The 25,410-nt window shown below is 70.2% G+C and carries 27 protein-coding genes and 1 pseudogene; 15 read left to right on the top strand and 13 right to left on the bottom strand.

All coding sequences use genetic code 11. The features are described from left to right. The first annotated feature begins 20 nt into the window (after positions 1-20). Complete coding sequence (locus ACRAWB_RS07630) at positions 21-809, top strand: ABC transporter ATP-binding protein (RefSeq protein ID WP_431353162.1); 789 nt, start codon at positions 21-23, stop codon at positions 807-809. After that, positions 806-1,540, top strand: a complete 735-nt coding sequence (locus ACRAWB_RS07625) for an ABC transporter permease (RefSeq protein ID WP_431352799.1) — start codon at positions 806-808, stop codon at positions 1,538-1,540. The genes ACRAWB_RS07630 and ACRAWB_RS07625 overlap by 4 nt, the downstream gene beginning before the upstream one ends. Before the next feature lie 3 nt (positions 1,541-1,543). Here the strand turns inward: ACRAWB_RS07625 and ACRAWB_RS07620 are convergent, their stop codons facing one another. Then, entirely contained in the window at positions 1,544-1,996 is a 453-nt protein-coding gene (locus ACRAWB_RS07620) for a hypothetical protein (protein ID WP_431352798.1), read from the bottom strand. Beyond that, entirely contained in the window at positions 1,993-3,240 is a 1,248-nt protein-coding gene (locus tag ACRAWB_RS07615) for a winged helix-turn-helix domain-containing protein (RefSeq protein ID WP_431352797.1), read from the bottom strand. Before ACRAWB_RS07615 ends, ACRAWB_RS07620 begins: the two co-directional genes overlap by 4 nt. Before the next feature lie 120 nt (positions 3,241-3,360). Here ACRAWB_RS07615 and ACRAWB_RS07610 point away from each other — a divergent pair, with 120 nt between their 5' ends. The 7 genes from ACRAWB_RS07610 (at position 3,361) to ilvA (ending at position 10,666) form a co-directional block, all read left to right on the top strand. Further along, the gene (locus ACRAWB_RS07610; protein ID WP_431352796.1) at positions 3,361-4,497 is read left to right on the top strand and encodes an ABC transporter substrate-binding protein; all 1,137 of its coding nucleotides are present in this window, start codon (positions 3,361-3,363) and stop codon (positions 4,495-4,497) included. Beyond that, entirely contained in the window at positions 4,476-5,474 is a 999-nt protein-coding gene (locus tag ACRAWB_RS07605; RefSeq protein ID WP_431353161.1) for an ABC transporter permease, read from the top strand. The genes ACRAWB_RS07610 and ACRAWB_RS07605 overlap by 22 nt, the downstream gene beginning before the upstream one ends. Beyond that, a complete protein-coding gene (locus tag ACRAWB_RS07600) occupies positions 5,462-6,316 on the top strand; it encodes an ABC transporter permease (RefSeq protein ID WP_431352795.1) in 855 nt (284 codons plus the stop codon). The genes ACRAWB_RS07605 and ACRAWB_RS07600 overlap by 13 nt, the downstream gene beginning before the upstream one ends. Before the next feature lies 1 nt (position 6,317). Further along, positions 6,318-7,376: an ABC transporter ATP-binding protein gene (locus tag ACRAWB_RS07595; protein WP_431352794.1), complete on the top strand. Its 1,059-nt coding sequence runs from the start codon at positions 6,318-6,320 to the stop codon at positions 7,374-7,376. Between the two features lie 52 nt (positions 7,377-7,428). Then, the gene (locus tag ACRAWB_RS07590; protein ID WP_431352793.1) at positions 7,429-8,028 is read left to right on the top strand and encodes a hypothetical protein; all 600 of its coding nucleotides are present in this window, start codon (positions 7,429-7,431) and stop codon (positions 8,026-8,028) included. Between the two features lie 62 nt (positions 8,029-8,090). Further along, complete coding sequence (locus ACRAWB_RS07585) at positions 8,091-9,356, top strand: AI-2E family transporter (RefSeq protein ID WP_431352792.1); 1,266 nt, start codon at positions 8,091-8,093, stop codon at positions 9,354-9,356. A gap of 50 nt (positions 9,357-9,406) precedes the next feature. After that, positions 9,407-10,666, top strand: coding sequence for a threonine ammonia-lyase (ilvA, locus tag ACRAWB_RS07580; protein ID WP_431352791.1), 1,260 nt, complete (start codon positions 9,407-9,409; stop codon positions 10,664-10,666). A gap of 24 nt (positions 10,667-10,690) precedes the next feature. On the opposite strand, the gene ACRAWB_RS07575 is transcribed toward ilvA, so the two are convergent. Then, a complete protein-coding gene (locus ACRAWB_RS07575; RefSeq protein WP_431352790.1) occupies positions 10,691-10,960 on the bottom strand; it encodes a hypothetical protein in 270 nt (89 codons plus the stop codon). 150 nt (positions 10,961-11,110) lie between these two features. Here ACRAWB_RS07575 and ACRAWB_RS07570 point away from each other — a divergent pair, with 150 nt between their 5' ends. Both ACRAWB_RS07570 and greA read left to right on the top strand, forming a co-directional pair. Beyond that, a complete protein-coding gene (locus ACRAWB_RS07570; RefSeq protein ID WP_431352789.1) occupies positions 11,111-11,527 on the top strand; it encodes a DUF4307 domain-containing protein in 417 nt (138 codons plus the stop codon). 112 nt (positions 11,528-11,639) lie between these two features. Then, positions 11,640-12,131, top strand: coding sequence for a transcription elongation factor GreA (gene greA / locus ACRAWB_RS07565; protein ID WP_064109472.1), 492 nt, complete (start codon positions 11,640-11,642; stop codon positions 12,129-12,131). 85 nt (positions 12,132-12,216) lie between these two features. Here greA and ACRAWB_RS07560 read toward each other — a convergent pair whose 3' ends face one another. From ACRAWB_RS07560 to ACRAWB_RS07545, 4 genes are all read right to left on the bottom strand, one after another. Continuing rightward, the gene (locus ACRAWB_RS07560; RefSeq protein ID WP_431352788.1) at positions 12,217-12,711 is read right to left on the bottom strand and encodes a hypothetical protein; all 495 of its coding nucleotides are present in this window, start codon (positions 12,709-12,711) and stop codon (positions 12,217-12,219) included. 355 nt (positions 12,712-13,066) lie between these two features. Beyond that, positions 13,067-15,046: an alpha/beta hydrolase gene (locus tag ACRAWB_RS07555; protein WP_431352787.1), complete on the bottom strand. Its 1,980-nt coding sequence runs from the start codon at positions 15,044-15,046 to the stop codon at positions 13,067-13,069. Positions 15,047-15,071: 25 nt separating this feature from the next. Then, positions 15,072-15,365 (bottom strand): hypothetical protein, encoded by a 294-nt coding sequence (locus ACRAWB_RS07550; RefSeq protein WP_431352786.1) that lies wholly within the window; start codon positions 15,363-15,365, stop codon positions 15,072-15,074. Positions 15,366-15,463: 98 nt separating this feature from the next. Beyond that, the gene (locus ACRAWB_RS07545; protein ID WP_431352785.1) at positions 15,464-16,090 is read right to left on the bottom strand and encodes a LysE family translocator; all 627 of its coding nucleotides are present in this window, start codon (positions 16,088-16,090) and stop codon (positions 15,464-15,466) included. Between the two features lie 101 nt (positions 16,091-16,191). Here ACRAWB_RS07545 and ACRAWB_RS07540 point away from each other — a divergent pair, with 101 nt between their 5' ends. After that, positions 16,192-16,644 (top strand): Lrp/AsnC family transcriptional regulator, encoded by a 453-nt coding sequence (locus tag ACRAWB_RS07540; protein ID WP_431352784.1) that lies wholly within the window; start codon positions 16,192-16,194, stop codon positions 16,642-16,644. 3 nt (positions 16,645-16,647) lie between these two features. Here the strand turns inward: ACRAWB_RS07540 and trhA are convergent, their stop codons facing one another. Continuing rightward, entirely contained in the window at positions 16,648-17,493 is an 846-nt protein-coding gene (gene trhA, locus ACRAWB_RS07535; RefSeq protein WP_431352783.1) for a PAQR family membrane homeostasis protein TrhA, read from the bottom strand. Between the two features lie 90 nt (positions 17,494-17,583). Here trhA and ACRAWB_RS07530 point away from each other — a divergent pair. From ACRAWB_RS07530 to ACRAWB_RS07520, 3 genes and pseudogenes are all read left to right on the top strand, one after another. After that, a pseudogene (locus ACRAWB_RS07530) lies at positions 17,584-18,347 on the top strand (isoprenyl transferase). Between the two features lie 178 nt (positions 18,348-18,525). Further along, entirely contained in the window at positions 18,526-19,491 is a 966-nt protein-coding gene (locus tag ACRAWB_RS07525) for an aminotransferase class V-fold PLP-dependent enzyme (protein ID WP_431353160.1), read from the top strand. Positions 19,492-19,699: 208 nt separating this feature from the next. Continuing rightward, positions 19,700-21,049: a PhoH family protein gene (locus ACRAWB_RS07520; RefSeq protein ID WP_363804946.1), complete on the top strand. Its 1,350-nt coding sequence runs from the start codon at positions 19,700-19,702 to the stop codon at positions 21,047-21,049. Between the two features lie 79 nt (positions 21,050-21,128). Here ACRAWB_RS07520 and ACRAWB_RS07515 read toward each other — a convergent pair whose 3' ends face one another. The 5 genes from ACRAWB_RS07515 to xseA are packed head-to-tail and all read right to left on the bottom strand — an operon-like array spanning position 21,129 to position 25,394. Further along, positions 21,129-22,535, bottom strand: coding sequence for a class II fumarate hydratase (locus tag ACRAWB_RS07515; protein WP_082888916.1), 1,407 nt, complete (start codon positions 22,533-22,535; stop codon positions 21,129-21,131). Positions 22,536-22,569: 34 nt separating this feature from the next. Further along, on the bottom strand, positions 22,570-23,166 hold the full coding sequence (locus ACRAWB_RS07510; protein ID WP_431353159.1) for a carbonic anhydrase: 597 nt from the start codon (positions 23,164-23,166) through the stop codon (positions 22,570-22,572). A gap of 35 nt (positions 23,167-23,201) precedes the next feature. Continuing rightward, positions 23,202-23,864, bottom strand: a complete 663-nt coding sequence (locus ACRAWB_RS07505; RefSeq protein ID WP_431352782.1) for a DUF4245 domain-containing protein — start codon at positions 23,862-23,864, stop codon at positions 23,202-23,204. Next, positions 23,861-24,127 carry an exodeoxyribonuclease VII small subunit gene (locus tag ACRAWB_RS07500; protein ID WP_082888915.1) on the bottom strand — a complete coding sequence of 89 codons (267 nt, stop codon included), beginning with the start codon at positions 24,125-24,127 and terminating at the stop codon, positions 23,861-23,863. The genes ACRAWB_RS07505 and ACRAWB_RS07500 overlap by 4 nt, the downstream gene beginning before the upstream one ends. 1 nt (position 24,128) lies before the next feature. After that, the gene (xseA, locus tag ACRAWB_RS07495; protein WP_431353158.1) at positions 24,129-25,394 is read right to left on the bottom strand and encodes an exodeoxyribonuclease VII large subunit; all 1,266 of its coding nucleotides are present in this window, start codon (positions 25,392-25,394) and stop codon (positions 24,129-24,131) included. Positions 25,395-25,410 lie beyond the last annotated feature (16 nt).

Raw genomic sequence — 25,410 nt, 5'->3', positions numbered from 1 at the left:
GGCGAATAATTCACCACATGATGAATTCGCCGGATGCGGCGGAACCGGCCGTCGCGATCGACTCCCTGCGGGTGCGCCGCGGCCGGACGGACGTGCTGCACGGCCTCGACCTCCGCATCCCGCGCGGCCAGGTGGTCGGCCTGCTCGGTCCGAGCGGATGCGGCAAGACCACGCTCATGCGCGCCATCGTCGGCGTGCAGAAGGTGAAGTCGGGGACCGTCTCCGTGCTCGGCCAGCCGGCCGGGTCCGCGGCGCTGCGGCACCGCGTCGGATACGTGACCCAGGCGGCGAGCGTCTACGACGACCTCACCATCCGGCAGAACCTGGACTACTTCCGCCGCGTGCTCGGCGCCGGCCGCGCCGACGTCGTCCGGGCGATCGAGGCGACCGACCTCGCAGACTTCTCCGGACGCCTGGTCTCGTCCCTCTCCGGCGGCCAGCGCAGCCGCGTCTCCCTCGCCGCCGCGCTGCTCGGATCGCCCGACCTCCTCGTGCTCGACGAGCCGACCGTCGGCCTCGACCCGCTGCTGCGCGTCGAGCTGTGGGGTCTCTTCCACCGCCTCGCCGACTCCGGTACCAGCCTCCTCATCTCCAGCCATGTCATGGATGAGGCCAGCCGCTGCGACCGCCTCATCCTGATGCGCGAGGGCGCCGTGCTGGCCGACGCCACCCCGGACGAGCTGCTGGCCGAGACGGGCGCGGCGGACGCCGAGGGCGCATTCCTCGCGCTCCTGCGCCGCCGACATGCCCGCCACGCGCTGCCGGACGACGGCGGCACCCAGGCTGGCGTCGAGGAGGAGGCGCGATGAACCCGACCCGCACGCTCGCCACCACCGGCCGCGTCCTCACCCAGATCCGCCACGACCCGCGGACGGTCGTCCTGCTCCTCGTGGTCCCGAGCCTGCTCATCGGACTGGTCGCGTGGATCTTCACCGACACCCCGGTCTTCCAGACCATCGGGCCGGCCATCCTCGCTCTGTTCCCGTTCATCGTGATGTTCCTGGTCACCTCCATCACCACGCTGCGTGAGCGGCGCACGGGCACGCTGGAGCGCCTGCTGTCGATGCCGATGGGACGCGGCGACTTCATTCTCGGCTACACCCTCGCGTTCGGCCTGCTGGCGATCGTGCAGGCGCTGCTCGCGTCGGCGTACGCGCTCTGGGTGTGCGGGCTGGACGTGAAGGGCGACCCGTGGCTGCTCGTCGCGGTCGCGGTGGTGGACGCGGTCCTCGGCAGCACGCTCGGGCTCTTCGCGAGCGCGTTCGCCCGCACCGAGTTCCAGGTGGTGCAGTTCATGCCGCTGCTGGTCTTCCCGCAGATCCTCCTCGGCGGGATCTTCCTCCCGCGCGACCAGCTCCCGGCGGGCCTCAAGGAGATCAGCGACTGGCTCCCGCTGTCGCACGCCGTGGACGCGTTGAATGCGGTCGCGACGGACTCGCACGACGCCGCCTACGTCGGCGGCCAGCTGCTCATCATCGGCGCGTTCGCGCTCGCCGCGGTGATCCTCGGCGCGCTGACGCTGCAGCGGCGGACGGCGTAGCGCCTACACCGTCGCCTCGTCCTCGTCGTCCGGCACCTGCAGCTCGGCCGTTCCCGTATACCGGTAGCGCACCCGGGTCCCGGTGGTGGGCTCGTCGAGCAGGCGCCATTCGGTGCCGACGTTGTCGCCGTCGCCGATCGCCGAGACGTCGCGGATGATCTCCTTCGGCTGTCCGTCGACCAGCGACTGGATGACCTCGGCGTAGACCTCGGAGTCGGGGTTGAGCAGCACGGCGACGTAGTGGTCCGACGGCCGCACCTCGCGGGCGGGAACCCAGAGGCGTTCGTCGAACTGCACCAGCGTGCCGCCGTCGGCCGCGGCGTGCGGCCTGACCCCGGTGACGACGCCGTCGAGCCAGGTGTCGCCGTCGTGGTAGGCGTACAGCTCGCGCATCGGCTGCTCGTAGTCGGCCTCGTCGGCCCCGTCCTGATCCAGGTAGTCCAGCGGTGACGTCATGCCCCGAACCCTACCCCCGGGCGCAGCGCGTCCGCGAGGAGGGGCGCGAGGTCGCCGCGGGCGCCTCCGGCGACCTCCACACGCTCGAGCCCCTGCCACGCGGCGGTCTCGGCCAGCAACGGGAGGAGGCGGTCGAGCGGCACCGGCGGCTCGTCCGGTTCGGTCCACGCCGATTGGATGCGCAGCACGCGCGCCTGCCGGTCGCTCTTGAGGTCGATGCGCCCGACCAGGGCGTCGTCGACGAGGATCGGGAGCGAGTAGTAGCCGTACACCCGCTGCGGCGCGGGCGTGTAGATCTCGATCCGGTAGTGGAAGCCGAACATGCGGAGCGCGCGGTCGCGGAACCACACCACCGGATCGAACGGCGACAGCAGCGCCATCGCTTCGAGAGACCGCGGCTTGCGCGCATCCCGGTGCATCCACGCCTTCATCGGCCGGCCGGCGCTCTCCCACCCGGGAACCTGCACGGGGACGAGCTCGCCAGCGTCCTCCAGCTCCTGGAGCGCGACGCCGACCCGCGGGCCCTTGATGCGGTAGTAGTCGGCGAAGTCGCGGGCCGTGCCGATGCCGTACGCGACCGCCGCGCGCCGCAGCAGCTCACGGATCGCGTCCGCGTCGTCGACCGTGCGCGACAGCACGGAGGCGGGCAGCACATCCTCGGCCAGCCCGTAGCGCCGCTGGAACCGGGTGCGCCCGGCGACGGCGACCTCGCCGAACAGGAACATCCGCTCCAGCGCGCGCTTCACCTCCGACCAGCCCCACCACGGTCCGGTGCGGTGGTTCGCGTCGTGCTCGATCTCGCCCGCGACCAGCGGCCCGCGCTCGGCGAGCTCCGCGCGCAGCCAGTCGACGGTCGACTGATTGACGTCGAACCAGCTGCCCGCGCCGCCGTAGCGCTCGCGGTAGTCGCGCATGCGCCAGCGGAACAGCGGCCAGTCCTCCTTGCGCAGGAACGCGGCCTCGTGCGGCCAGTACTCGGTGTGCGGCCCGCGTGCGTCGAAGGTCAGCCGGTCGAGCAGCGTGCGGTCGTACGGCCCGAGCCGCGCGAAGGCGGGGAGGTAGTGGCTGCGCTCGAACACGTTGACCGAGTCGATCTGCAGCAGCCCGAGTCGGTCGATGACGCCGTTCAGCTGGCGCGTGCCGACGGAGGCCGGGCGTGGCCGACCGAAGCCCTGGGCGGCGAGCGCGATGCGCCGGGCCAGCGCGGGGAGACCTGTTCGACCACGGCTCGACCCTACCGACAACCCCGGACACCGGACGTTCACCGACCCGTCACCGCCGCGAATCCGGGCGGTCTCCTGCCCTCCCTAGCGTGACGACGTCCGGGCGCACCGCCCGGTCGACACCCTGCACTGGAGGAACCCGTGATCAACAAGCGCGCACGCGCCGCCGGCCTCGCCGCCGCGGCGACCGTCGTCGCACTCTCGCTCGCCGCCTGCTCGGGCGGAGCGAACGCCAGCACCGCCGACACCGCGAAGATCAGCACCGCCACCGACGCCGCGTCGGCCGGCGGGATGGACGCGCTGGTCGCCGCCGCGAAGAAGGAGGGCAGCCTCAACATCATCGCGACGCCGGGCGACTGGGCGAACTACCAGGAGATCTTCGACGGCTTCACCAAGAAGTACGGCATCACCATCAACCCGAGCCAGGACAGCGCCTCCAGCCAGGAGGAGATCGACGCGGCCAAGAAGCTCAAGGGTCAGGACACCGCTCCCGACACTTTCGACATCGGCTCCTCGGTCGCTCTCGCGAACACCCAGTACTTCGCGGCGTACAAGCCGACCGGGTGGGACGACATCCCCGAGAACCAGAAGGAGAAGGACGGCCTCTGGAAGGTCGGCTACTACGGCGTCATGGCGGTCGGCTACGACGCCAACAAGATCAAGACCGCGCCGAAGTCCTTCGACGACCTGTTGAAGCCCGAGTTCAAGGGCGCCGTCGCGCTCAACGGCAACCCGACCCAGGCGGCCGCCGCGGCCGGCGCAGTCGCATACGCCACCCTCCAGAACGGCGGGACGCTGGACGACCTGAGCAAGGGCGTCGAGTGGTTCTCGAAGCTGAAGAAGGCGGGCAACTGGAACGCCGCCGACGGCAAGCCGAACACCATCGCCTCCGGTGAGACCCCGGTCCTGCTCGACTGGTCGTTCAACCAGAAGGGCTACGCCACCTCCGACACCATCAAGGGCGGCGGCGTCAACTGGAAGTACGTCGTGCTCCCGGGCACCGCGTACGTCGGCTATTACAACCAGGCCATCAACAAGGACGCCCCGCACCCCGCGGCCGCGCGCCTCTGGGAGGAATACCTCTACAGCGACGCCGCCCAGAACGCGTGGCTGAAGGGCGGCGCCTACCCGGCGCGCGTCGACGCGATGGAGAAGGCCGGGACCCTCGACAAGGCCGAGTTCCCGGGCAAGCTCGACAAGGTCGCCGTCATGACGGACAAGCAGGCCACCGACGCGGGCACGCTGCTCAACTCCACCTGGGCGAACGCGGTCGGCTGATGACCGAGACCGTCACAGGCGCCGCGGCGCCTGCGGTCGACCCCGCTGCCGCCGGAGTCCCCGCACCGGGGATCCGGCGGCAGCCGTCGTCGGCCCGGCCCGCCACCGCGCGGGCCGGGCGGCGGCGCCGGTCGGGGGCCGCCGCGGTGCTGGGGCTCACGCCCTTCGCCCTCTACGTCGTGATCTTCCTCGCCATCCCGACCCTCGTCGCGGTCGGGAGCGGGTTCCTCGACGGCGAGGGCCGGTTCACCTGGGCGAACCTCACCGGGCTCGCCGAGCCGGCCATCGCCGGCTCCTTCTTCGGCGCATTCTGGCTCTCGGCCGTGACCGCGATCGTCGGTGCGGTCGCGGGCGCAGCGCTGTGCTTCGCGCTGCTCCGTTCGCGCCCCGGCGGCACGACGCGTTCGCTGGTGGATTCGGCCAGCAGCGTCCTCGCCCAGTTCGGCGGCGTCATGCTCGCCTTCGCGTTCATCGCGACCATCGGCGCGCAGGGTCTCGTCACCGTCCTGCTGCGGAACGTCGCCCACATCAACATCTACGAGAACGGCGTCTGGCTCTACACGGTGCCCGGCCTGATCCTGCCCTACCTCTACTTCCAGATCCCGCTCATGGTCATCACCTTCATGCCGGCGCTGGAAGGACTCCGTCCGCAGTGGCTGGAGGCGACCGCGACGCTCGGAGGCAGCCGCTGGACGTATTGGACGCGCGTCGGCGGCCCCATCCTGCTGCCGTCGTTCCTCGGCAGCCTGCTGCTGCTGTTCGCCAACGCGTTCTCGTCGTACGCGACCGCCGCCGCGCTCGTCGGCCAGGCGAACAACATCGTGTCGCTGCAGATCCGTCAGGCGCTGATCAGCGAGACCGTCCTCGGCCGCGCGAACCTCGCCGGCGCCATGGCGCTCGGAATGCTCGTGGTCATGGTCGTCGTGATGCTCGCGTACTCCGCGCTCGTCCGCCGCACCGCGAGGTGGCAGCGATGAGCCGGGCCGTGGACGCGCGTCCCCGTCGTCGCCGGACGCAACAGCTCCGCCTCGGTCCAGGTCCCGCGGTCCGCGCCGTCATCTGGACGATTCTCGGGCTGTTCTTCCTCATCCCGCTGTTCTCGATGGTGGAGTTCACCCTCCGCACCGCGAAGCCCGGCGTCTACAACTTCGACCGGTGGATCGCCGTCTTCAGCGGCGAGACCACCCGCTATGACCGCGTCTATCAGGGCCTCGGCAACTCGCTCGTGCTCGCCGTCGTCACCGTCGCGATCGTGCTGCTGGTGCTGCTGCCGACGATCGTGCTCGTCGAGCTGCGCTTCCCGAAGCTGCGTCGGCTGCTGGAGGGGATCTGCCTGCTCCCGATCATGATCCCGGCGATCGTGATGGTCGTCGGCCTCGCGCCGACGTACGCGGTCGTCACCGGGATCTTCGGCTCGGGCGCCTGGACGCTCGCCTTCGCCTACGGCATCACCGTGCTGCCGTACGCGTATCGCGCCATCCAGAGCAACGTCGCCGCGGTCGACATGATCACCCTCAGTGAGGCCGCCCGCTCGCTCGGCGCGGGTTGGTGGACCGTGCTCTCACGCGTCCTCGTGCCGAACCTGCGCCGCGGCATCCTCGCCGCCTCCGCGCTGTCGGTCGCGGTCGTGCTGGGCGAGTTCACCATCGCCTCGCTGCTCTCCCGCGTCAACCTGCAGACGTCCCTGCTGCTGGTGTCGCAGTCCGACCCGTTCGTCGCGGTCATCTTCGCGCTCCTCGCGCTGGTGTTCGCGTTCCTCCTCCTCGTCGTCGTCGACCGCCTCGTGAGCGTGCGTCGCCGTCGTCCCGCGAAAGGCTGACATGACCGCCACAGAAACCCCCGACATCTCAGGCACCCCTCTGCTCTCCTCCCGCACCGGTTCGACCGTCGAGCTGCGCGACCTCGTCCGCGACTTCGGCGGCGGCGCCGGCTTGGCCGGCTTCGACCTCGCGGCCGCGCCCGGCGAGCTGATCGCCCTGCTCGGACCGAGCGGCTGCGGCAAGACCACCGCCCTCCGCTCGCTCGCGGGCCTGGAGCGGGTGGACAGCGGCAGCATCCTCATCGACGGACGCGACGTCACCGACGAGCCGACCAACCGCCGCGACCTCGGGATGGTGTTCCAGTCGTACTCGCTCTTCCCGCACCTGACCTCGGGCCAGAACGTCGAGTTCGGCCTGCGGATGCGCAAGGTCGCCCCGGCCGAGCGCCGACGCCGTGCGGCCGCCGCCCTCGAGCTGGTCGGCCTCGACCACCACGCCGGTCGGTACGCGCACCAGCTCTCCGGCGGCCAGCAGCAGCGCGTCGCTCTCGCCCGCGCCCTCGTGACCGAGCCGCGCGTCCTGCTGCTCGACGAGCCGCTGTCGGCGCTCGACGCGAAGGTGCGCGTCCAGCTGCGGGACGAGATCCGCCGCATCCAGACCGAACTGGGCATCACCACCTTCTTCGTCACCCACGACCAGGAGGAGGCGCTGGCCGTCGCCGACCGCGTCGCCGTCATGCGAGCCGGCCGGATCGAGCAGATCGGCAGCCCCGAGGAGCTGTACCACCGCCCCGCGACCGCGTTCGTCGCCGAGTTCGTCGGGCTGACCAACCGCGTGGACGGCACCGTGGCCGACGGCCGCCTCCACGTGCTCGGCCAGGAGGTGCCGCTCGCGTCGCCCGTGGCGGACGGCCCGGTCACCGCGTACCTGCGCCCGGAGGACGTGCTGCTCGCCCCGGACGGCCTCCCCGGCGTCGTGCTCACCACGAGCTTCCTCGGCGCGCTGCGGCGCACCCGGGTGCGGCTGGAGGACGGGCGCGAGCTGTCCGTGCAGCACGGCGCGCGCGAGCGGCCGGAGCCGGGGAGCGGGTCGCGCTGGCGCTCAGCGGGTCGCCCGTGACGGCGGCAGAGCGGTCTGTTGCCGGGTAGAGACCGCGGAGTAGAGTCCGCGCATGTCCAGCGAGACTCCTGACCTGGGAGAGCGTGCGGGGGAGGACGCAGAAGTCGCTGAGCTCATCGATCCCGCAACGTTCGAGAGAACCCTGTCCCTCACGGATCTCGCGCACCGCATCTCGGTGCACGAGATCATCACCTTCCCGTGGTTCCGCCCCATCGACACCATCAGCCCTACGCACACGGTGGGGAAGGGACGGACCAACCTCACGCTCATCGCGTCCGACATCATGCAGACGGACACGACGGGCACCCCTTATGCGTCGTTCACCTACCGGCCGACGCCCTCGGGCGGCCCCGGGGTGTCGGTGCACTTCAGCCCGGGCGACTACGGCGCGACGTCCGCCGGCGACTACGTGGTCACCTTCGTGATCACGGCCAACGGCTCCGTGAACCTCAACGTCGGCGCCTACGCCGGCGCGGGGAGCACGACCGGGACCGGCGCGCGCACCGTCAACGGCAACGTGGCGGTCGTCGTCGGGCTGAAGAACGTGCAGCCGACGCAGGTGACCTACGCCTACATCCAGCAGACCGGCGGATCCACGTGGCAGTGGTACCGCACGGCCATCGAGTATCCACCCCTGATCATCCAGCTGTGAAGGGGTGACCGCGGCGCCCGGGCTCCATTGATCCCGGGTGGCCGCGGCCTACACTTGCGGGCATGTCCGACACCGACCGCCCCGTTCCGCCGCCCGTCACGACGCCCGGCGAGGACGTCGTCGCCGGCAATCGCGCGCCCGCCCGGTCCTGGTTCCAGCGCCGCGGGCGCGACCTCGTCGACCCGGCCACCTCGATCGACGAGGCGGTCCCGCGCGGGATGCGCATCGCCGGCGCGTGGTCGTGGCGGCTGCTCGTCATCGGCGCGGTCATCGCGGTCGTCATCTTCCTGATCATCCAGCTGAAGCTCATCGTCATCCCGGTGCTCATCGCCGTGCTGCTGTCCGCGCTGCTGGTGCCGTTCAAGGACCTGCTGGTGCGGCACGGCTGGCCGAAGTGGCTCGCCATCCTCGTCGTGCTCATCATCACGCTCATCGTGGTCGCCGGTCTCCTCTACGTCGCGGTCTGGCAGATCACGCGGCAGAGCGGCGAGCTGCAGAAGCAGTCGGTGGAGGCGTACGACGGCCTCCGGTCCTGGCTCACGAGCGGGCCGCTCGGACTGAGTGAGGACCAGATCAGCAGCGCCCTGGCGTCGATCGGGAAGTCGATCCAACAGGACAGCCAGGTCTTCCTCTCCGGCGCACTGTCGGTCGGTTCCACCCTCGGTCACGTGTTCGCGGGTGCGCTGCTGGTGCTGTTCAGCACGATCTTCATCCTCATCGACGGCGCCGGCATCTGGTCGTGGATCGTGCGCGTCTTCCCGAAGCGGGCGCGGGCCGCGGTCGACGGCGCGGGCAAGGCCGGCTGGGTCACCCTCCGCAACTTCGCCAAGGTGCAGGTGCTCGTCGCCTCGATCGACGCGCTCGGCATCGGCCTCGGGGCCTTCTTCCTCGGCCTGCCGCTGGTGCTGCCGATCGCGGTGCTCGTGTTCCTGGGGTCGTTCATCCCGGTCGTGGGCGCCGTGGTCACCGGGGCGCTCGCAGTCTTCATCGCCCTCGTCTTCAAGGGCTGGGTGTTCGCGCTGATCATGCTCGGGATCGTGCTGCTCGTGCAGCAGATCGAGGGCCACATCCTGCAACCGCTGATCATGGGCAGCGCGGTGAAGGTGCACCCGCTCGCCGTGGTGCTGGCGGTCGCGGCCGGATCGCTGCTCGCCGGCATCCCGGGCGCTCTGTTCGCCGTGCCGTTCGTGGCCGTGCTCAATGTGATGGTGCACTACATCTCCAGCGGGGCGTGGCGGAGCGCGCCCGACGATCCGGAATGGACGGGACCGGAACGGCCGATCTGGCAGACCGTCCCGCGGCCGGTGCGGCGCCCGCCTGCGCGTTGAGCCGCGACCGCATACACCCACCGGAATACGACCGCGGCTAGGCTGAGCCCGTGGCAACCGCGACCGATCACACGCGCACCCCGTTCGCAGGCCCCAGCCTGGACGAGTACGAGTCCGCGCGCGCCATCGTCGCCCGTGTGGCCCAGCCCACCCCGATCGAGAGCTCGCGCTACCTCGCCGACCTGCTCGGCGCGCCGGTGCTGCTGAAGTGCGAGAACCTGCAGCGCACCGGCTCGTACAAGATCCGCGGCGCCTACAACCGGATGTCGAAGCTGAGCGCCGAGGAGCGCGGCCGCGGCGTCGTGGCGGCCTCCGCCGGCAACCACGCGCAGGGCGTCGCGTTCGCGGCGCGGGAGCTCGGCATCCACGCGACGATCTTCATGCCCGTGGGCGTGGCCATCCCCAAGTTCCAGGCGACCCGCGCGTACGGCGCGGACGTCGTGCTCAGCGGCAGCATCGTGGATGAGACGCTGCGCGCGGCCGCCGACTTCGCGGCGGAGACCGGCGCGGTCCTCATCCCGCCGTTCGATCACCCGGACGTGGTGGCCGGTCAGGGGACCCTCGGGCTCGAAATCCTCGACGACGTGCCGGACGTGCGCACCATCGTCGTGCCCATCGGCGGCGGCGGGCTCATCTCGGGCGTCGCCAGCGCGGTCAAGCAGCGCGCGTCGCGCGACGGCCGCCAGGTGCGCGTCATCGGCGTCCAGGCGGCCAACGCCGCGGCCTACCCGCCCTCGCTGGCGGCGGGGCAGCCGACCGACATAGCGCTGGTCGCGACCATCGCCGACGGCATCGCCGTGAGCAGGCCGGGCGCGCTCAACTTCGAGATCATCCGCGAGGCGGTGGACCAGGTGGTCACCGTGTCCGAGGACGACATCGCCCGCGCCATGGTCGTGCTGCTGGAGCGGGCGAAGCTCGTCGTGGAGCCGGCGGGCGCGGCGGGTGTCGCGGCCATCCTCGCCGGGGCGATCCCGTCCGACGGCACGACGGTCGCGATCCTGTCCGGCGGCAACATCGACCCGCTGCTCATGCAGCGCGTGATCAGCCAGGGCCTCGCCGCCTCCGACCGCTACCTGAAGCTGACGATCATGCTGCCGGACCGCCCGGGCCAGCTGGCGCGCATCGCCGAAATCCTCGCGGGCGTGAACGCCAACGTCGTCGAGGTGCTGCACACGCGCCACGGGCGCGGGATGCAGCTCAGCCAGGTGGAGCTCGACGTGAGCGTCGAGACGCGCGGCACGGAGCACCGGCGTCACGTCATCGACGCGCTCCGCGCCGCCGGGTACGACCCCGTCGTCGACGACGAGTAGCCGCCGTCCCTTCGTGAGGGGCGGTCAGCGGTCGCGGTCGTCCGGGCGCCCGGTGCCGGTCTCGTCGGCCTGCTCCGCATCCAGCTTCTCGGCGATCTCGGAGCGGTAGCGCACCCGGCGGATGCGCCGCACCATGTCGATGACCAGCAGTACGACGACCACGGCGATCAGGAACGTCACCACGAATCCGAGCACGCCCGGCGTGACGGAGTCGTCGGCCGGGGCGCCCGACGGCGTCGGGGTGGGCGTCGCGGCGAGGAGCACGGACGCGCGCAGCAGGGCGTCGGCGATCACTCGGCCACCATCCCGGAGAAGAGGTCGGTCTCGGGCATCTCGGTCTCCACGCGGGGAGCAGTGTTCACAGCTTCGTCTCCTAGTCTTGTTCCAGCCTACCGTCGTCCGGCGGCAGGCCACCGAGCGGGAAGGTCGGACAGGACGGCACGCATGACGGCGACGACTCCGACCCCCAGCGCACGGCTCGACAGCCGCTACGGCCGCACCCCCGAGCGCAGGCGTCGCCAGCGCTGGCTGCTCATCGGCGGCCTGATCGGACTTGTGGCGGTCGTCACGGCCTGGGTCTTTTGGGCGGGCTGGGACAACGACCAGGCCGACCTCGAGGCGACGGACACGGCCTACACGATCCCCGACCATCACCACGTGGACATCTCGTTCACCATCAACGCCCCTCCCGGGACGCCGGTGACCTGCGCCATCCAGGCCCTCAACGAGGACTTCGCCATCGTCGGCTGGCGCATCGTGAAGTACCCCGGATCGGACACGCGGCTCACCGCGTACAAGGAGTCGATCCGGACGATCATGACGCCCAACACGGGTTTGATCAACAGCTGCTGGCTGACCTAGTATTGTGCGGATACGCCCCGGCTGTGCCGGGGCGTCGACTTTAGCACCGGTCGGAGGACCGGCCCATCTGCTTCCGGCGGCAGTTGCCGCGCGAGGCGCGAAGGAGTTCATCATGTCCCAGGATTCTCAGGTCACCTTTCTGACCCAGGACGCGTACGACCGTCTCTCGGCCGAACTCGAGGAGCTCAGCGTCAACGGCCGAAACGAGATCGCGAAGCGCATCGAGGCGGCCCGCGAGGAGGGCGACCTCAAGGAGAACGGCGGCTACCACGCCGCCAAGGAGGAGCAAGGCAAGATCGAGGCCCGCATCGTCCAGCTCACCAACCTCCTCCGCAGCGCCACCGTCGGCGCCGCCCCGGAGAGCCACGGCGTCGTCGAGCCCGGCACGGTCATCACCGCGACGATCGCGGGCGACGAGAGCGTCTTCCTCATCGGCAACCGCGAGATCGCGGCCGGCACCGACCTCCCGGTCTACAGCGAGCAGAGCCCGCTCGGCTCGGCCATCCTCGGCCTCAAGGTCGGCGACAAGACGGAGTACACCGCGCCCAACGGCCGGCAGATCGCCGTCGAGGTCACGAAGGTGGAGACGTACACCGGGCAGTGATGCGTTGGCGCCGTGCGAACGCCCCGGGTCCTACGACCCGGGGCGTTCGTCGTTCAGGCGTGTAGGCGCTGGTCACGGCTGACGGTCACCACACCCACCCGTCGTCATCGGGGCCGGCATCCGCGGACTGGTCCTCACGGAACCGGCGGAACAGGTCCGAGTGGTCGGGGGCATCCTCAGGGGGTGCGGATTCCTCCTCCAGGAACTGACGGAACGGGTTCGTGGGGTCGATGGCCGCAGCCATCGTGTTGTGCCCGGTTCCAGCGCTGCCCTCGTGTGGGGTGGCGGAAGGTGTGGCATGAGGTGTGGGGAACAGGGACTCCAGTCGCTTCTGGACCCCCTGCGCCGCCCAATCGTCGATCGATGGGTGTGTGGAGCATTCGGTGGCGGCGTCGATGGCGACGAGGTCGTTGGTGGCGGTGAGTCCGTATTGGACGCCGTCGGGCCGGTCCGCTCGGAGCTCGACGCTCTGCCAGCCGTCGGGCGTGGTCCAGTCGATGGTTCGGGTGACGATGAACCCTTGGCTTTTCCAGTAGGCGGTGAGTTTGTCGGCGATACGGTGCGGGTCGTGCTCGAACACTTCGTGGAAGATCGTCGCTTCGAGCTGGTGAGACCCTTGTGGTCCCCGGGTCTGGCACGGGGCCAGGTGGATATCCTCCGCGGCCGGGTCCCAGGGCTTGGCCAGAGAAAAGGTGTGTCATCCATCCAACCCTCCGTGTCACCGGTGGCGGCGATGGCGGCGTTGAGGAGATCGGCCCATTGGGCCAGGAGTTCGGTGATGGTCTTCTGTGGGGTTCCCGGGCTTTCCGGGATGGGGTCGCTGAGTGCGGGAACGGACATACATCCTCCTAACAGGGTGCCGGTAAGAACGGCGATGGACGCCGCTGTACCGGAGATCTTCACGGTGCGGCGTGCGGCTGCTTTCAGACCGCGGGTCATGGGTTGGGCTTCAATCCGCCCGCGACCTTCTCGGGCAGGCCGGTTGTCGTCAGTGCTGCGTTGTACAGAGCCTCCGTCTTCCGGTCGAGGTAGCCGTGGCCTTCGGGTGCGATCCCGTTGAGGAAGTTGGGTCCGACGTTCTCGCCGATCGTGCTGTGGCCCTGGGTGGGTTCAAGCACGTCGCCGGTCGGGAGGGTGGTCCCTTCGGAGGAGAACGATTGGGCGCCGCCCATCGTCTTCGGCAGCCGGAGGACGCCTGCGGCGGGCGAGAGGGCGGTGCTGGCCGATACCGCCGCGACGGCTCCGGGAGACCAGACAGCCTCGGGGTTGGGTTCTGCGCGCCCGCTCGCCGCCGCGCCGAAGGGGGCGAGGTAGTCGAGTTGTGCCGCGGTGGTGTAGATCGGGAGGACACCGTCGACTGGTTTGACGTGGAGGTCGGACAGCGCCTTTACAACCTGTGTGTCGATGCCGGCGGAGCCGAGCAAGGTGATCGAGTCGATCGGGTATTTGGTGTGTACCAGGGCGTCTGCGGCCATGGTCGTGCCGTAGGAGTGTGCGATGACGGACACGTACGGGAATGGCGCCTGGGGGTTGGCCGCCCGGGTGGCGTGGGTGCCATCCAGTTCGTTGGCGAACCGCCACGACCCGTTCTGCGCCGCGGCGGGGACGTTCACGCTTAGCAGATCCGGTGCGTCATACCCCAACCAGCCGACCACACCGTGGGTGTGCGAGCCGTCGAGTTTGTTCTGCTGGTCATACAGGTTTCGGGCTGCTTGTGACCAGCTCGTGGTGCCGTCGGCGGCGTCGGAGTTCATTCCGGGTGCCGCCCAGGTGACGGTGTCTGCGGTGTCGAGATCGCCGTATCCGACGGCGACCATCGGAACGATGGCGCCGAGGTTGAAGCACACCAGCGACGCCCTCCGGTCGAGGAGCACATTCTGCAGGGCCGCCATGACCTTCCGTTGCTCCGGTGTCAGGGTGGAAAGGTGTTCTCGGGCTTCGTTGTACACGGCGAAGTTGCAGCTGTTTCGCACCCCGTACGGGAGCCCAGCGAGAATGCCGAGAACTCCCGGCGCGGCGCGCTGCCACGCCTGCTGGCTCTCCGGCGGCAGGCCGCCCCACCACGCGGCGACCTTGTCCGGCGAGGGCGGGTGCTCCCAGAACTGTTGCACCAGCGCCGGCCTCTGCGCGATCAACGCCTTCAGCTCGTCCGGCGTCAACTTCTGCAGCGTGTCCATCAGCGACGCATTGACGCTCGCCGAAACCGGGATGCGGGAGAGCTTGCCGACAGTGGAGGCGAATGTCGCCATCTCCCGCTTCGGCGCCCGGGGCACAGCACCGTGCAGCGCGTCGTCGAGGGCGTGGGCGAAGGCGCGTTCGTCGGATTCATACTGTTCTTCTGCCTCGCGGGCACGCCTTCTGGCGGCGTCGAGGCGTTCCTGCGCATCCTGGGCGCGCAGTCGTGCCTGCGCCAGCCCATCGGCGGCCGCCTGCTCCCTCTTCCGCGCGGTCGTGACGTCCGAGTGCGATGGCGCGGTCTTTCCCGGCGGCGGCTTCTCGGTGGAGGCGTACGCCTTCTCCAGGGCTTTCAGCGCCGTGACTAAGGCGGCATGTTCGGGGCCGAGCGCGGCCATGGCAGCCTCCTGCGCTTCCAGTTCTGCGAGTGCGTCCTCCGCTTCCCGCAGTGCCCGATCCGCGTTCTCCTGTGTCAGCAGCAGCGACGCCGACCACCGGGAGGCCGCCCGCGCGCCCTGTGCGTGCCGTCCGGCCGCCTCGGACGCCGCAGACGCCGCCGATCGGAGCCGCTGGCTGAACATGTCGGCGGCCAACCCTGACCATGCCGACGCTCCCAGCTGGGCGTCCAACACGTTGTGCGCGGTCTTCGACTGATGCTCCAGCCGGTCGGACCACTTCCGAAGGTGGGCCGCGAACGCGTCCACTGTGCCGTGATCGCCCGGCGTCGGATCCGTCTCCACGCCTAGCGGCGACCAATCGTGCGGTCTAGAACCCAACGAACACACCACCCTGGTGCAGAGCGGCCGCATCCTTCGCGTCCCGTCGTTCGTAGGCATCGGCGGCCTTCGACAGCGCCCCCGCAAGCCCCGCGATTTCGTCATCGACGGACGCTTGCCCGGACACCCAATACGCCTCGAAACGCTCCACCGCGTCCCGCGCCGCCCGCGACCCGACGCGATGTGACTCGTCCACCGATGGACGCTTCCCGCACACCGCGCCTTTCAGCGAGTGCGCGCCCGCTCGCAACCGCCCGACATCGACACCGACCGCTCTCGCCATAACGGCTCCTTACACCTCATAATGAATGAAGCGTTAAGGTATCAATATCTGAGGTGCGAAAAGCGGACTATGGCCTCAATTGCGGATCGGACGGGCCCTCACCACAACTGCGCCACGCGCTCCGCGAGCAACGACACCCCGATCAGCGTCATAGCGATCGCCGAGACGCGCGCCATGATCACCGTCCCGCGCGGCCGGGCCGCCAGCAGTCGTCGGGCCAGCATCGCGACGGCCGGGTAGACGATCGCGCAGGTCGCGACGAACATCCCGCCGAGCAGCAGCATCTGTGCGGCCGGCGCCCAGCCGGTGTGCGTCGAGGTGAACTGCGGCACCAGGGCGACGAGCACCAGCAGGCCCTTCGGGTTGAAGCCGCTCACGCCCGCGCCGCGGAGGAAGGATGCCAGCGGAGAGCCGGCGGGCGTCTCCGCGTGCGCGGTCAGCGGTGCGGCCGCACGGACCAGCCCACCGATCCCCAGCCAGAGCAGGTACAGCGCCCCGCCGACCGTCAACACGTCCATCAGCACCGGGTTCGCCGCGACCAGCGCGCCTAACCCGACGGCGACCGCGCACACGACCACGAGGTAGCCGAACAGGATGCCGCCGATCGACGGCGCGAGTGCTCGGCCGCCGACGCCCACCGAGACCGCGTACGCCCAGTCGGCGCCCGGCGTGCAGACGAGCAGCACGGTCACGCCCCAGAAGCCCAGTGCCAGTGCCGGATCCATCGGCGTCCCCTTTCGATGTCAGGGGAAAGCTATGCCAAGAGAGGCGACAGGTGCTCCCTAATTTCCAGCGTTCGCACCCGGGATGTGGAAGAATCCACCGTATGGATGCGATCGACCGGGAGATCCTTGCTGCGCTACAGGAGGATGGCCGGCTCAGCCTCACCGAGCTCGCCGCACGCGTCGGCCTGACGCTGTCGCCGTGCCACCGCCGGGTGCGCGAGCTGGAACGCGACGGCGTCATCGAGCAGTACCGCGCGGTCGTCTCGCCCGCCGCGGTCGGACTCGACTTCGAGGCGATCGTGTTCGTGACGATCGACCGCACCGACCCGGAGACCGTCGGCGCGTTCGAGGAGGGCGTGCTCGCCATCCGGAACATCGTGCAGGCCGAGCGGCTGTTCGGGGACCCGGACTACATGCTCCGCGTGCTCACCGCCGACCTGGCGGCCTACCAGGAGCTGTTCGACGGACCGCTCGGCGCCCTGCCGGGCGTGCGCAAGCTCAGCTCCACGCTGGTCATGAAGCAGGTGACGGGACGCCGAGCGCTGCCGACCTGACGATCAGCCCGCGTTGTAGGCGGGGTGCATTGCGATGAGCAGCGTCGCCGTCCAGTGGCAGAGGAACGCGAGCACCGTGAGCGTGTGGAAGATCTCGTGGAAGCCGAACTTCCCCGGGAACGGGTTCGGCCGCTTCATCCCGTAGATCACCGCGCCGATCGTGTACAGGATGCCGCCCACGAGCACGAGCACCATCATGGCGACGTTCGCGTTCACCAGGTCGACGATGTACATGAGCGCCGCCCAGCCGAGCGCGACGTAGATCGGGACGTACAGCCAGCGCGGGGCCGTGATCCAGAACACTCGGAAACCGATGCCGAGCAGCGCCCCGCCCCAGACCAGGCAGAGCAGCAGGATGCCCTTGTCCGGCGGCAGGGCGAGCACCGCGAGCGGGGTGTAGGTGCCGGCGATCAGCAGGAAGATGTTGGCGTGGTCGATGCGCTTGAGCAGGATCTTGGTGCGCGGCTTCCAGTTGAAGCGGTGGTACAGCGCTGAGTTGCCGAACAGCAGCATCGACGTCAGCATGAACACGGCCGACGCCCACTTCGCGGGCGCGCCGTGCGCCAGGCAGATCAGGACGATTCCGGCCGCGATGGTGACCGGAAAAGTGGCCGCATGGATCCATCCGCGCCAGGTCGGCTTGACCTCGGCCGGGTTAGCCAGCGAGGCGTCGAGCAGCGGGATGTTGGGGAGATCGGGACCGGCGTCTCGCGCCTCCCGCTCGTCCGCCTGCACGGCGGCATCGGACGCATCGAGCAGGGGAGTCGGCTCGGAGAGCAGCTCGGCGACATCCTCCCCGGCGCGCGCACCGGCGGTGCGGTCGGGGTTCGGGCTTCTGCGGGGCGACATGCACCCAGCGTAGGGGAGGCGGGTGGCGGGATGCTGTGAGCGCAGTAACGTAGCAGGGTGAGCAGAAGCGCGACGCCGGGTGATCGGCTGATGGCCAGCGGGCTGCTCTACCGGCTCTACCAGAAGCGGCTCCGGCGCGACATCAATCGCGATGCGATCCCCCAGCACGTGGCGATGATCATCGACGGCAACCGGCGCTGGGCCCGCCAGGCGGGGCACGACACGGTCGCGCACGGCCACCGGGCGGGCGCCGCGAAGATGCGCGAGTTCCTGGAGTGGTGCGACGAGCTCGGCATCGAGGTCGTGACGCTTTACCTCCTGTCGTCGGACAACCTCACCAACCGGGAGAGCTCGGAGCTCGGCGACCTGATCGAGATCATCGCTCAGCTCGCGGAAGACGTCTCGCAGTACCGGGACTGGCGGGTCAAGCACGTGGGACAGACCACGGGTCTGCCGCCGCGGCTCGTCGAAGCGCTCGCCGACGCGGAGCGCCGCACCGCCGACAACACCGGCATGCACATCAACCTCGCCGTGGGGTACGGCGGCCGCAAGGAGATCACCGACGCGATGCGCAGCATCGTCGCCGCGCACCACGCCGAGGGGGCAGCCTCGAGACGCTGGCCGACCTCCTCACCCCGGACCTCATCGGCGAGCACCTGTACACCGGCGGCCAGCCCGATCCCGACCTCGTCATCCGCACGTCGGGGGAGCAGCGCCTCAGCGACTTCATGCTGTGGCAGAGCGCGCACAGCGAGTTCTACTTCGTCGAAGCGCTCGGACCGGACCTGCGCGAGGTCGACTTCCTGCGCGCCGTGCGCGACTACTCCCGCCGCCAGCGCCGCTTCGGCGGCTGAGCGCCCTTTCCGGCAGAATCGTCACGTGACGACGATCGAGGAGTTCGCCCGCGGGTTCGGCGAGGAGCCCGGCTATCTGGACTACGGACGGGTCGGCCCGCTGTCGGCCACCGTCCGCGCCGAAGCGCTCGGGCAGTACGAGATCCTGTCGCGCGCCCGCTTCGGCACGATCGAGCGGATGCGCGCGGAGGACGAGCGGGTGCGGGACGCGGTGAGCGCGCTGACCCGCTTCCCCTCCGAGCAGATCGTGTTCCAGCCCAACGCCTCCAGCGGGCTTCTGCACGCGGCCTTCGGGCTGACCGGCGGCGACGTCCTGCTGTCGCTCGGCGAGTTCCCGTCGCTCACCTACGCGGCCGAGCGCGCCGCCCAGGCCCTCCGCGTCATCACGCCGGTGTGGCTCGAGACCGACCACGACCGGGTGACCCCGGCCCGCATCCGCGAACAGCTCACCGACAGCACGGCGGCCGTCATGGTCAGCCTGGTCGACTCCCGGACCGGGTACCTGGCCGACATCGACGGCATCCGGCAGGTCATCGGCGACCGCCTGCTCGTCGTCGACGCGATCCAGGGCTTCGGCGTGGTGGACGCCCCATGGGAGGTCACCGACGTCGTCGTCTCGGGCGGCCAGAAGTGGATGCGCGCCGGCTGGGGCACGGGGTTCCTGGCGCTGAGCGAGCGGGCGATCGACCACCTGACCCCGGTCTTCAGCGGATGGACCGGCTCCGGGCCGGAGCAGCCCTGGGACGAGGTGCGCGAGCCCGTGCGCGGCGCCGGCGCCTTCTCCGTCTCCAACCCCGACTTCGTCGCCGAGGCGCGTTTCGCCGCCTCGCTCGAGGAGGTCGCGGCGGTGGGGGTGGATGCGGTGGCCGCCGCCGTCTCCGACAACGTCGAGCGCGTCCTCGAGCTCGCGGACGAGTTCGCCGTCCCGGTCTCCTCCTCGCGCAGCCCGAACGAGCGGGCGGGGATGGTCGTGCTCGAGCCGCTGCCCGAGCAGCTGACGGCGCTCGGCGCCTCCCTCTTCAATCACGGCGTGACCGCGTCGGTCCGCGCGACCAACGTGCGCATCAGCGTCCACGCCGGCACGACGGAGGAGACGCTGGACATGCTGCGCGCGGCGTTCACCTCGTACGCGTCGGTCGCCTGACAAGCTCCCACAACTGGGGGCGATTGTTCACCTGAACGAAACACGACACGCCACCCCGCCAGCTGGGGATGTCGGCGGTCGGGCGTAGTTTCGAGCCATCGGGCACCGCGCCCGATCGAGACGGCCACAAAAGTTCGTCTCGAAACCAGCGGCCGTCTCGCCAGTGAGATCCGCCGGCTCCCGAGGGACCGGCGGGGTGGGAGTGGTCGTGGCGGAATCAGCAACCCGACAGGCAGCAACTCGGCAGACCGGCGGGGCGGCGAAGACGGACGAGCGCACGTATGTGCTCGACACGTCGGTGCTGCTCTCCGACCCGAAGGCGATCTTCAACTTCGCGGAGCACGCTGTCGTCATCCCCGTCGTCGTCGTGAGCGAGCTCGAGGGCAAGCGCAACGATCCAGAGATCGGGTACTTCGCGCGGCAGGCGTTGCGGAACCTCGACGATCTCCGGGTGCAGCACGAACGGCTCGACTTCCCGATCCCCGTCGGCGACGGCGGCTCGCTGCGGGTGGAGCTCAACCACTCCAACATGAGCGTCCTCCCGAGCGGCATGCAGCTGGGGGACAACGACTCGCGCATCCTCGCGGTCGCGCTCAACCTGTCGAACGACGGGCTGGATGTGACGGTCGTCTCCAAGGACCTCCCGCTCCGCGTGAAGGCCGCCTCGATCGGCCTGGCCGCCGAGGAGTACCGGCACGAGCAGGCGGTCGACTCCGGCTGGACCGGCATGGCGTCGATCGACCTCGGCAGCGACGAGATGGCGTCCCTCTACGAGGAGGAGTGGATGCGCACCGAGCTGGCCGCCGGCCTCCCGGTGAACACCGGTCTCGTCATCCACTCCGACCGCGGCTCGGCCCTCGGGCGCGTCGTCGCGGACGCCGAAGTGAAGCTGGTCCGCGGCGACCGCGACGTGTTCGGCCTGCACGGCCGCTCGGCGGAGCAGCGTCTCGCGATCGACCTGCTGCTCGACCCGGAGATCGGCATCCTGTCGCTCGGCGGCCGCGCCGGCACCGGAAAGTCGGCCCTCGCGCTGTGCGCCGGACTCGAAGCGGTGCTGGAGCGGCGCCAGCACAAGAAGATCATGGTGTTCCGCCCGCTGTACGCGGTCGGCGGCCAGGAGCTCGGCTACCTCCCCGGCGACCAGGGCGAGAAGATGAACCCCTGGGGCCAGGCGGTGTTCGACACGCTCGGCGCCCTGGTCTCGCAGAACGTGCTCGACGAGGTGCAGGACCGCGGCATCCTCGAGGTGCTGCCGCTCACGCACATCCGCGGCCGGTCGCTGCACGACGCGTTCGTGATCGTGGACGAGGCCCAGTCGCTGGAGCGCAACGTGCTGCTCACGGTCCTCAGCCGCATCGGCCAGAACTCGCGCGTGGTGCTCACCCACGACGTCGCGCAGCGCGACAACCTGCGCGTCGGCCGCCACGACGGCGTCGCCAGCGTCATCGAGACGCTGAAGGGCCACCCGCTGTTCGCGCACGTGACCCTCACCCGCTCCGAGCGCTCCGCGATCGCGGCGCTCGTCACCGAGATGCTGGAGGCCAACGAGCTCGCCTAGCCCACGAGCCCGCGAGCACAGGAAAAACGCTCCCGATCGACTCGATCGGGAGCGTTTTTCCTGTGCTCGGCGGCGGGGCTCAGCCGGGGTGGGTCATCGAGAGGACGTCGAGGGCCTTGTCCAGCTGCTCGAGGGTGACCTCGCCGCGGTCGACGAAGCCGAGGTCGATGACGGCCTCGCGCACGGTGATGCCCTTGGCGACCGCGTGCTTGGCGACCTTGGCGGCCGCCTCGTAGCCGATCACGCGGTTGAGCGGCGTCACGATCGACGGGCTGGACTCGGCGAAGGCGCGGGCGCGGTCGAGGTTGGCCTCGAGGCCGCGGATGGTCTTGTCGGCGAGCACGCGGCTGGCCTGCGTGAGCAGACGGATCGACTCCAGCAGCGCGGTGCCCATGACCGGGATGGCGACGTTCAGCTCGAACAGGCCCGAGGCGCCGCTCCAGGCGATCGTCGCGTCGTTGCCGATCACGCGCGAGGCGACCATGAGGACGGCCTCCGGGATGACCGGGTTGACCTTGCCGGGCATGATCGACGAACCGGGCTGCAGGTCCGGGATGTGCAGCTCGCCGAGGCCGGTGTTCGGGCCGGAGCCCATCCAGCGCAGGTCGTTCGAGATCTTCGTGAGCGAGACCGCGATCGTGCGGAGCGCGCCGGACGCCTCGACCAGCGCGTCGCGGTTGGCCTGGGCCTCGAAGTGGTTGCGCGCCTCGGTGATCGGCAGCTCGGTCTCCTGGGTCAGCAGCTCGATGACGAGCTGCGGGAAGCCGAGCGGGGTGTTGATGCCGGTGCCGACCGCGGTGCCGCCGAGCGGAACCTCGGCGACGCGGGGGAGGGCGGCGCGGATGCGCTCGATGCCGTAGCGGATCTGCGCGGCGTACCCGCCGAACTCCTGGCCGAGCGTGACCGGGGTGGCGTCCATGAGGTGCGTGCGGCCGCTCTTGACCGCGTCCGCCCACTGCTCCGCCTTCTCCTCCAGCGCGACCGCGAGGTGGTCGAGCGCCGGGATGAGGTCGTCGGTCAGCGCGCCGGTGACGGCGATGTGCACCGAGGTCGGGAAGACGTCGTTCGACGACTGCGACGCGTTGACGTGGTCGTTCGGGTGCACCGGACGGCCCAGGCGCTCCGACGCGAGCGTCGCCAGCACCTCGTTCATGTTCATGTTGGACGACGTGCCCGAACCGGTCTGGTACACGTCGATCGGGAACTCGGCGTCGTGGGCGCCCGCGGCGACCTCGTCCGCGGCGGAGGCGATGGCGTCCGCGACGTCCTGGTCGAGCACTCCGAGGCGCGCGTTCGCGAGGGCGGCCGACTTCTTGATGCGGGCGAGGGCGGCGATCTGCGCCGGCTCCAGCACCGACCCGGAGATGGGGAAGTTCTCGACGGCGCGCTGCGTCTGCGCGCTGTAGAGCGCGTGCTTCGGGACGCGCACCTCTCCCATCGTGTCGTGCTCGATGCGGTACTCGGCGTCCGCCTGGGTGTCCACCACGGTGTGTCTTCCTTTCTGTATACGGAGGTCGATGTCAGTCGCGCATGCCGACGACGACGTCGGGGACGACCCGGCCCTCCGCGAGCCGGTAGTTGGCGCCGACGATCGCGAGGGTGTTCTCGGCGACCGCGGAGGCGATGATCTCGGACTGCGCCAGCAGCTCGGAGACGGTGTCGCGCAGGTGCTCGCGCCCGACCTCCCCGGCGTCGATCGCGGCGGGGTCGATCGCGCCGTCGCCGCCGACGCGGTGCACCGCGGGCACGATCGGCGCGATGAGCTGGGCGATGTGCGGCGGCAGCGGGTCGGCGTCCTCGGCCTGCGAGCCGATCGCGGCCGCGACCGCGCCGCAGCTGTCGTGACCGAGCACGAGGATGAGCGGCACGTGCAGCACCGCGACCGCGTACTCCAGCGACCCGATCACGGAGTCGGAGACGACCTGGCCGGCGTTGCGCACCACGAAGGCGTCGCCGAGGCCCATGTCGAAGATGATCTCGGCGGCGAGGCGGGAGTCGGCGCAGCCGAACACCGCGGCGACCGGCTCCTGGCCCTCCGCCACGGACTGGCGGCGCTCCACATCCTGATGCGGGTGCTGCGGCTCGCCCGCGACGAACCGGGCGTTTCCGTCGAGCATGGCGTTCCAGACCTTGCCGGGGCGCGTTGTAGGCACTACTTGTCTCCTCCGAGTGAATGGATCTGGTCGGCCAGCGACGACGCCATGGTGCGGAACTCGGCGTCGTCCGCCGTACCGAACACGATGATCGTGCTGTCGCCCGCCGTCGTCGTCAGCGCGTACTCGACGTTGCCGTCGTCCGAGCTGGACGTGCGGTTGTCGTAGACGTCCCAGGTGACGCCGTCGATCTCCCGCGTGTCTTTGATGCGGGACTTGTTGACCTGGTCGGACACCCAGCTGTCGTTGGCTTTGAAGCCCTGAGTCACGCCGATGAACTGCTGCTTCGGCGTCACGAAGCCGATGTACCAGGAGTCGACGCCGTCGGACGTCTTCGTCCGCAGTTCGGCGTTGTTCGACTTCCAGTCGGCGGGGAGCTTCGGAACGAGCAGCGCATCGGGCTCACTGCCCTGCGCCTGCTGTGCGATGGACGGGTAGTCGACCGCCGGCTTCGTGGCGGTGGGATTGCCGCGCGGCACGATGAGCACGATGACGGCGACGAGCGCCAGGGTGGCGAGCAGCGAGTAGACGAGGTTGTTGATCGTCTGACGGTTGCGATGGTTCGCCGAGTTCTCGGCCTTGCGGGCCGCGGTCTCCTCCGGAGTCTCGGGGCGTCCGAGCTCCGCGACGACCGCCGGAGGCTTGTTGTTGCGGGGGCTCATTCGCCGTCGAACGCTCCCGAGGTCGCTGCGCCCGCGCCGGCGCGTGCCGCGTCGAGCCGCGCCTTCGCGCCGATCAGCCACTCCTCGCAGTGGCGGGCAAGGGCCTCGCCCCGCTCCCACAGCGCGATGGACTCCTCGAGCGTCGTGGTGCCCTGCTCGAGCTCCGTCACGACGCGGATCAGCTCGTCACGCGCCTCTTCGTAGCTGAGCGTGCTGAGCGGATCCCCGGCCGGGGACGTCTCTGTGGTGGGCATGGCATCCATTCTATTCGCGGTCGCCGTGGCTCGCGGGGGACGGCAGCGGGTCGCCGGCCGTCGCGGCGAGCGACCCGCCCGAGACCGTGAGCCGCAGCTCGGAGCCGGACGGCGCCTCCTCGGGGTCGGTCACCACGTGCCCGGCGGACGTCTGCACGATCGCGTAGCCGCGGTCGAGCGTGCCCTGCGGAGACAGCGCCCGCAGCTGCCCGCGGAGCTCGGCGACCCGCGTCGTCTCGCGCTCGACGCAGCGGCCGACCAGCTCGGTGCCGCGGGCGACGAAGCGGGTCAGCTCCTCGGCGCGCGCGTCCACGATCCACGACGGGGAGGCGAGCACCGGGCGGGTGCGCAGGTGCCCGATCCGGTCGATCTCGTGCGCGATGAGGTGCGTGACGCGCGTGCCGATGCGCGCCCGCGCCTGCTGCACCCGGGCGAGCTCTTCGGCGACGTCCGGCACCACGCGCTTGGCCGCGTCCGTCGGGGTGGAGGCGCGGAGGTCGGCCACCTCGTCGAGCAGGGGCCGGTCGGCCTCATGCCCGATCGCGCTCACGATCGGTGTCAGCGCGGCGGCCGCCGCGCGCACCAGGCGCTCGTCGCTGAAGCCGAGCAGGTTCTGGAAGTCGCCGCCGCCGCGGGCCACGATGATGACCTCGACCTCCGGGTCGGCGTCCAGCGTCCGGATGGCGGATACCACCTCGGTCACCGTGCGCTCGCCCTGGACCGCAGCGTGCACGACACGGAACCGCACCTGCGGCCAGCGGAGCTGCGCGTTGCGGAGCACATCCTTCTCGGCGTCGCTGTCCTTGCCCGTCACCAGGCCGATCGTGTGCGGGAGGAACGGCAGGCGCTTCTTGCGCTCGACCGCGAACAGGCCCTCGGCGGAGAGCTGCTGCCGCAGCCGCTCCAGCCGCTCCAGGAGGTCGCCCAGGCCCACGTGCTTCATGTCGTAGACCTGCATGGTCAGGGTGCCGCCCTTGACCCAGAAGTTCGGTTTGATCGCCGCGACGACGCGGTCGCCCTGCTTGAGGTCGGCGGGGATCCGGGCCTTCACCGACGACCAGATCGTGAAGCTGATCGTGGCGTCCTCGTTGAGGTCCTTCAGCTTCCCGTAGACGTTTCCGCCGGAGATGCCCCATTGGGTGATCTCGCCCTCGACCCAGGCGGTGCCGAGCCGGTCGATCCATCCCTTGATCTTCGAGTTGAGCAGCGCGACCGGCCACGGGGAGTCCACGGTCGGGGGAGCGGGCTGCATCGCGACGGGCGCTGACTGGCTCACCGACCCCTCCCATTCC

It is taken from the genome of Leifsonia poae, assembly GCF_050632865.1.
In the GTDB taxonomy this organism is placed as follows: Bacteria; Actinomycetota; Actinomycetes; order Actinomycetales; family Microbacteriaceae; genus Leifsonia; species Leifsonia poae_B.
The sequence above is the reverse complement of the archived record's forward strand: the minus strand, read 5'-3'. Positions and strand labels throughout refer to the sequence as shown.

What these genes read in the sequence shown, in the direction of transcription:
- ACRAWB_RS07505 (WP_431352782.1), bottom strand. Translation starts at nt 23,864, where the DNA reads ATGAGCCCCCGCAACAACAAGCCTCCGGCGGTCGTCGCGGAGCTCGGA.
- greA (WP_064109472.1), top strand. Translation starts at nt 11,640, where the DNA reads ATGTCCCAGGATTCTCAGGTCACCTTTCTGACCCAGGACGCGTACGAC.
- ACRAWB_RS07590 (WP_431352793.1), top strand. Translation starts at nt 7,429, where the DNA reads ATGTCCAGCGAGACTCCTGACCTGGGAGAGCGTGCGGGGGAGGACGCA.
- ACRAWB_RS07570 (WP_431352789.1), top strand. Translation starts at nt 11,111, where the DNA reads ATGACGGCGACGACTCCGACCCCCAGCGCACGGCTCGACAGCCGCTAC.
- ACRAWB_RS07620 (WP_431352798.1), bottom strand. Translation starts at nt 1,996, where the DNA reads ATGACGTCACCGCTGGACTACCTGGATCAGGACGGGGCCGACGAGGCC.
- trhA (WP_431352783.1), bottom strand. Translation starts at nt 17,493, where the DNA reads ATGTCGCCCCGCAGAAGCCCGAACCCCGACCGCACCGCCGGTGCGCGC.
- ACRAWB_RS07585 (WP_431352792.1), top strand. Translation starts at nt 8,091, where the DNA reads ATGTCCGACACCGACCGCCCCGTTCCGCCGCCCGTCACGACGCCCGGC.
- ACRAWB_RS07510 (WP_431353159.1), bottom strand. Translation starts at nt 23,166, where the DNA reads ATGCTCGACGGAAACGCCCGGTTCGTCGCGGGCGAGCCGCAGCACCCG.
- ACRAWB_RS07625 (WP_431352799.1), top strand. Translation starts at nt 806, where the DNA reads ATGAACCCGACCCGCACGCTCGCCACCACCGGCCGCGTCCTCACCCAG.
- ACRAWB_RS07595 (WP_431352794.1), top strand. Translation starts at nt 6,318, where the DNA reads ATGACCGCCACAGAAACCCCCGACATCTCAGGCACCCCTCTGCTCTCC.
- ACRAWB_RS07500 (WP_082888915.1), bottom strand. Translation starts at nt 24,127, where the DNA reads ATGGATGCCATGCCCACCACAGAGACGTCCCCGGCCGGGGATCCGCTC.
- ACRAWB_RS07630 (WP_431353162.1), top strand. Translation starts at nt 21, where the DNA reads ATGAATTCGCCGGATGCGGCGGAACCGGCCGTCGCGATCGACTCCCTG.
- ACRAWB_RS07550 (WP_431352786.1), bottom strand. Translation starts at nt 15,365, where the DNA reads ATGGCGAGAGCGGTCGGTGTCGATGTCGGGCGGTTGCGAGCGGGCGCG.
- ACRAWB_RS07545 (WP_431352785.1), bottom strand. Translation starts at nt 16,090, where the DNA reads ATGGATCCGGCACTGGCACTGGGCTTCTGGGGCGTGACCGTGCTGCTC.
- ACRAWB_RS07540 (WP_431352784.1), top strand. Translation starts at nt 16,192, where the DNA reads ATGGATGCGATCGACCGGGAGATCCTTGCTGCGCTACAGGAGGATGGC.
- ACRAWB_RS07525 (WP_431353160.1), top strand. Translation starts at nt 18,526, where the DNA reads ATGCGCGCGGAGGACGAGCGGGTGCGGGACGCGGTGAGCGCGCTGACC.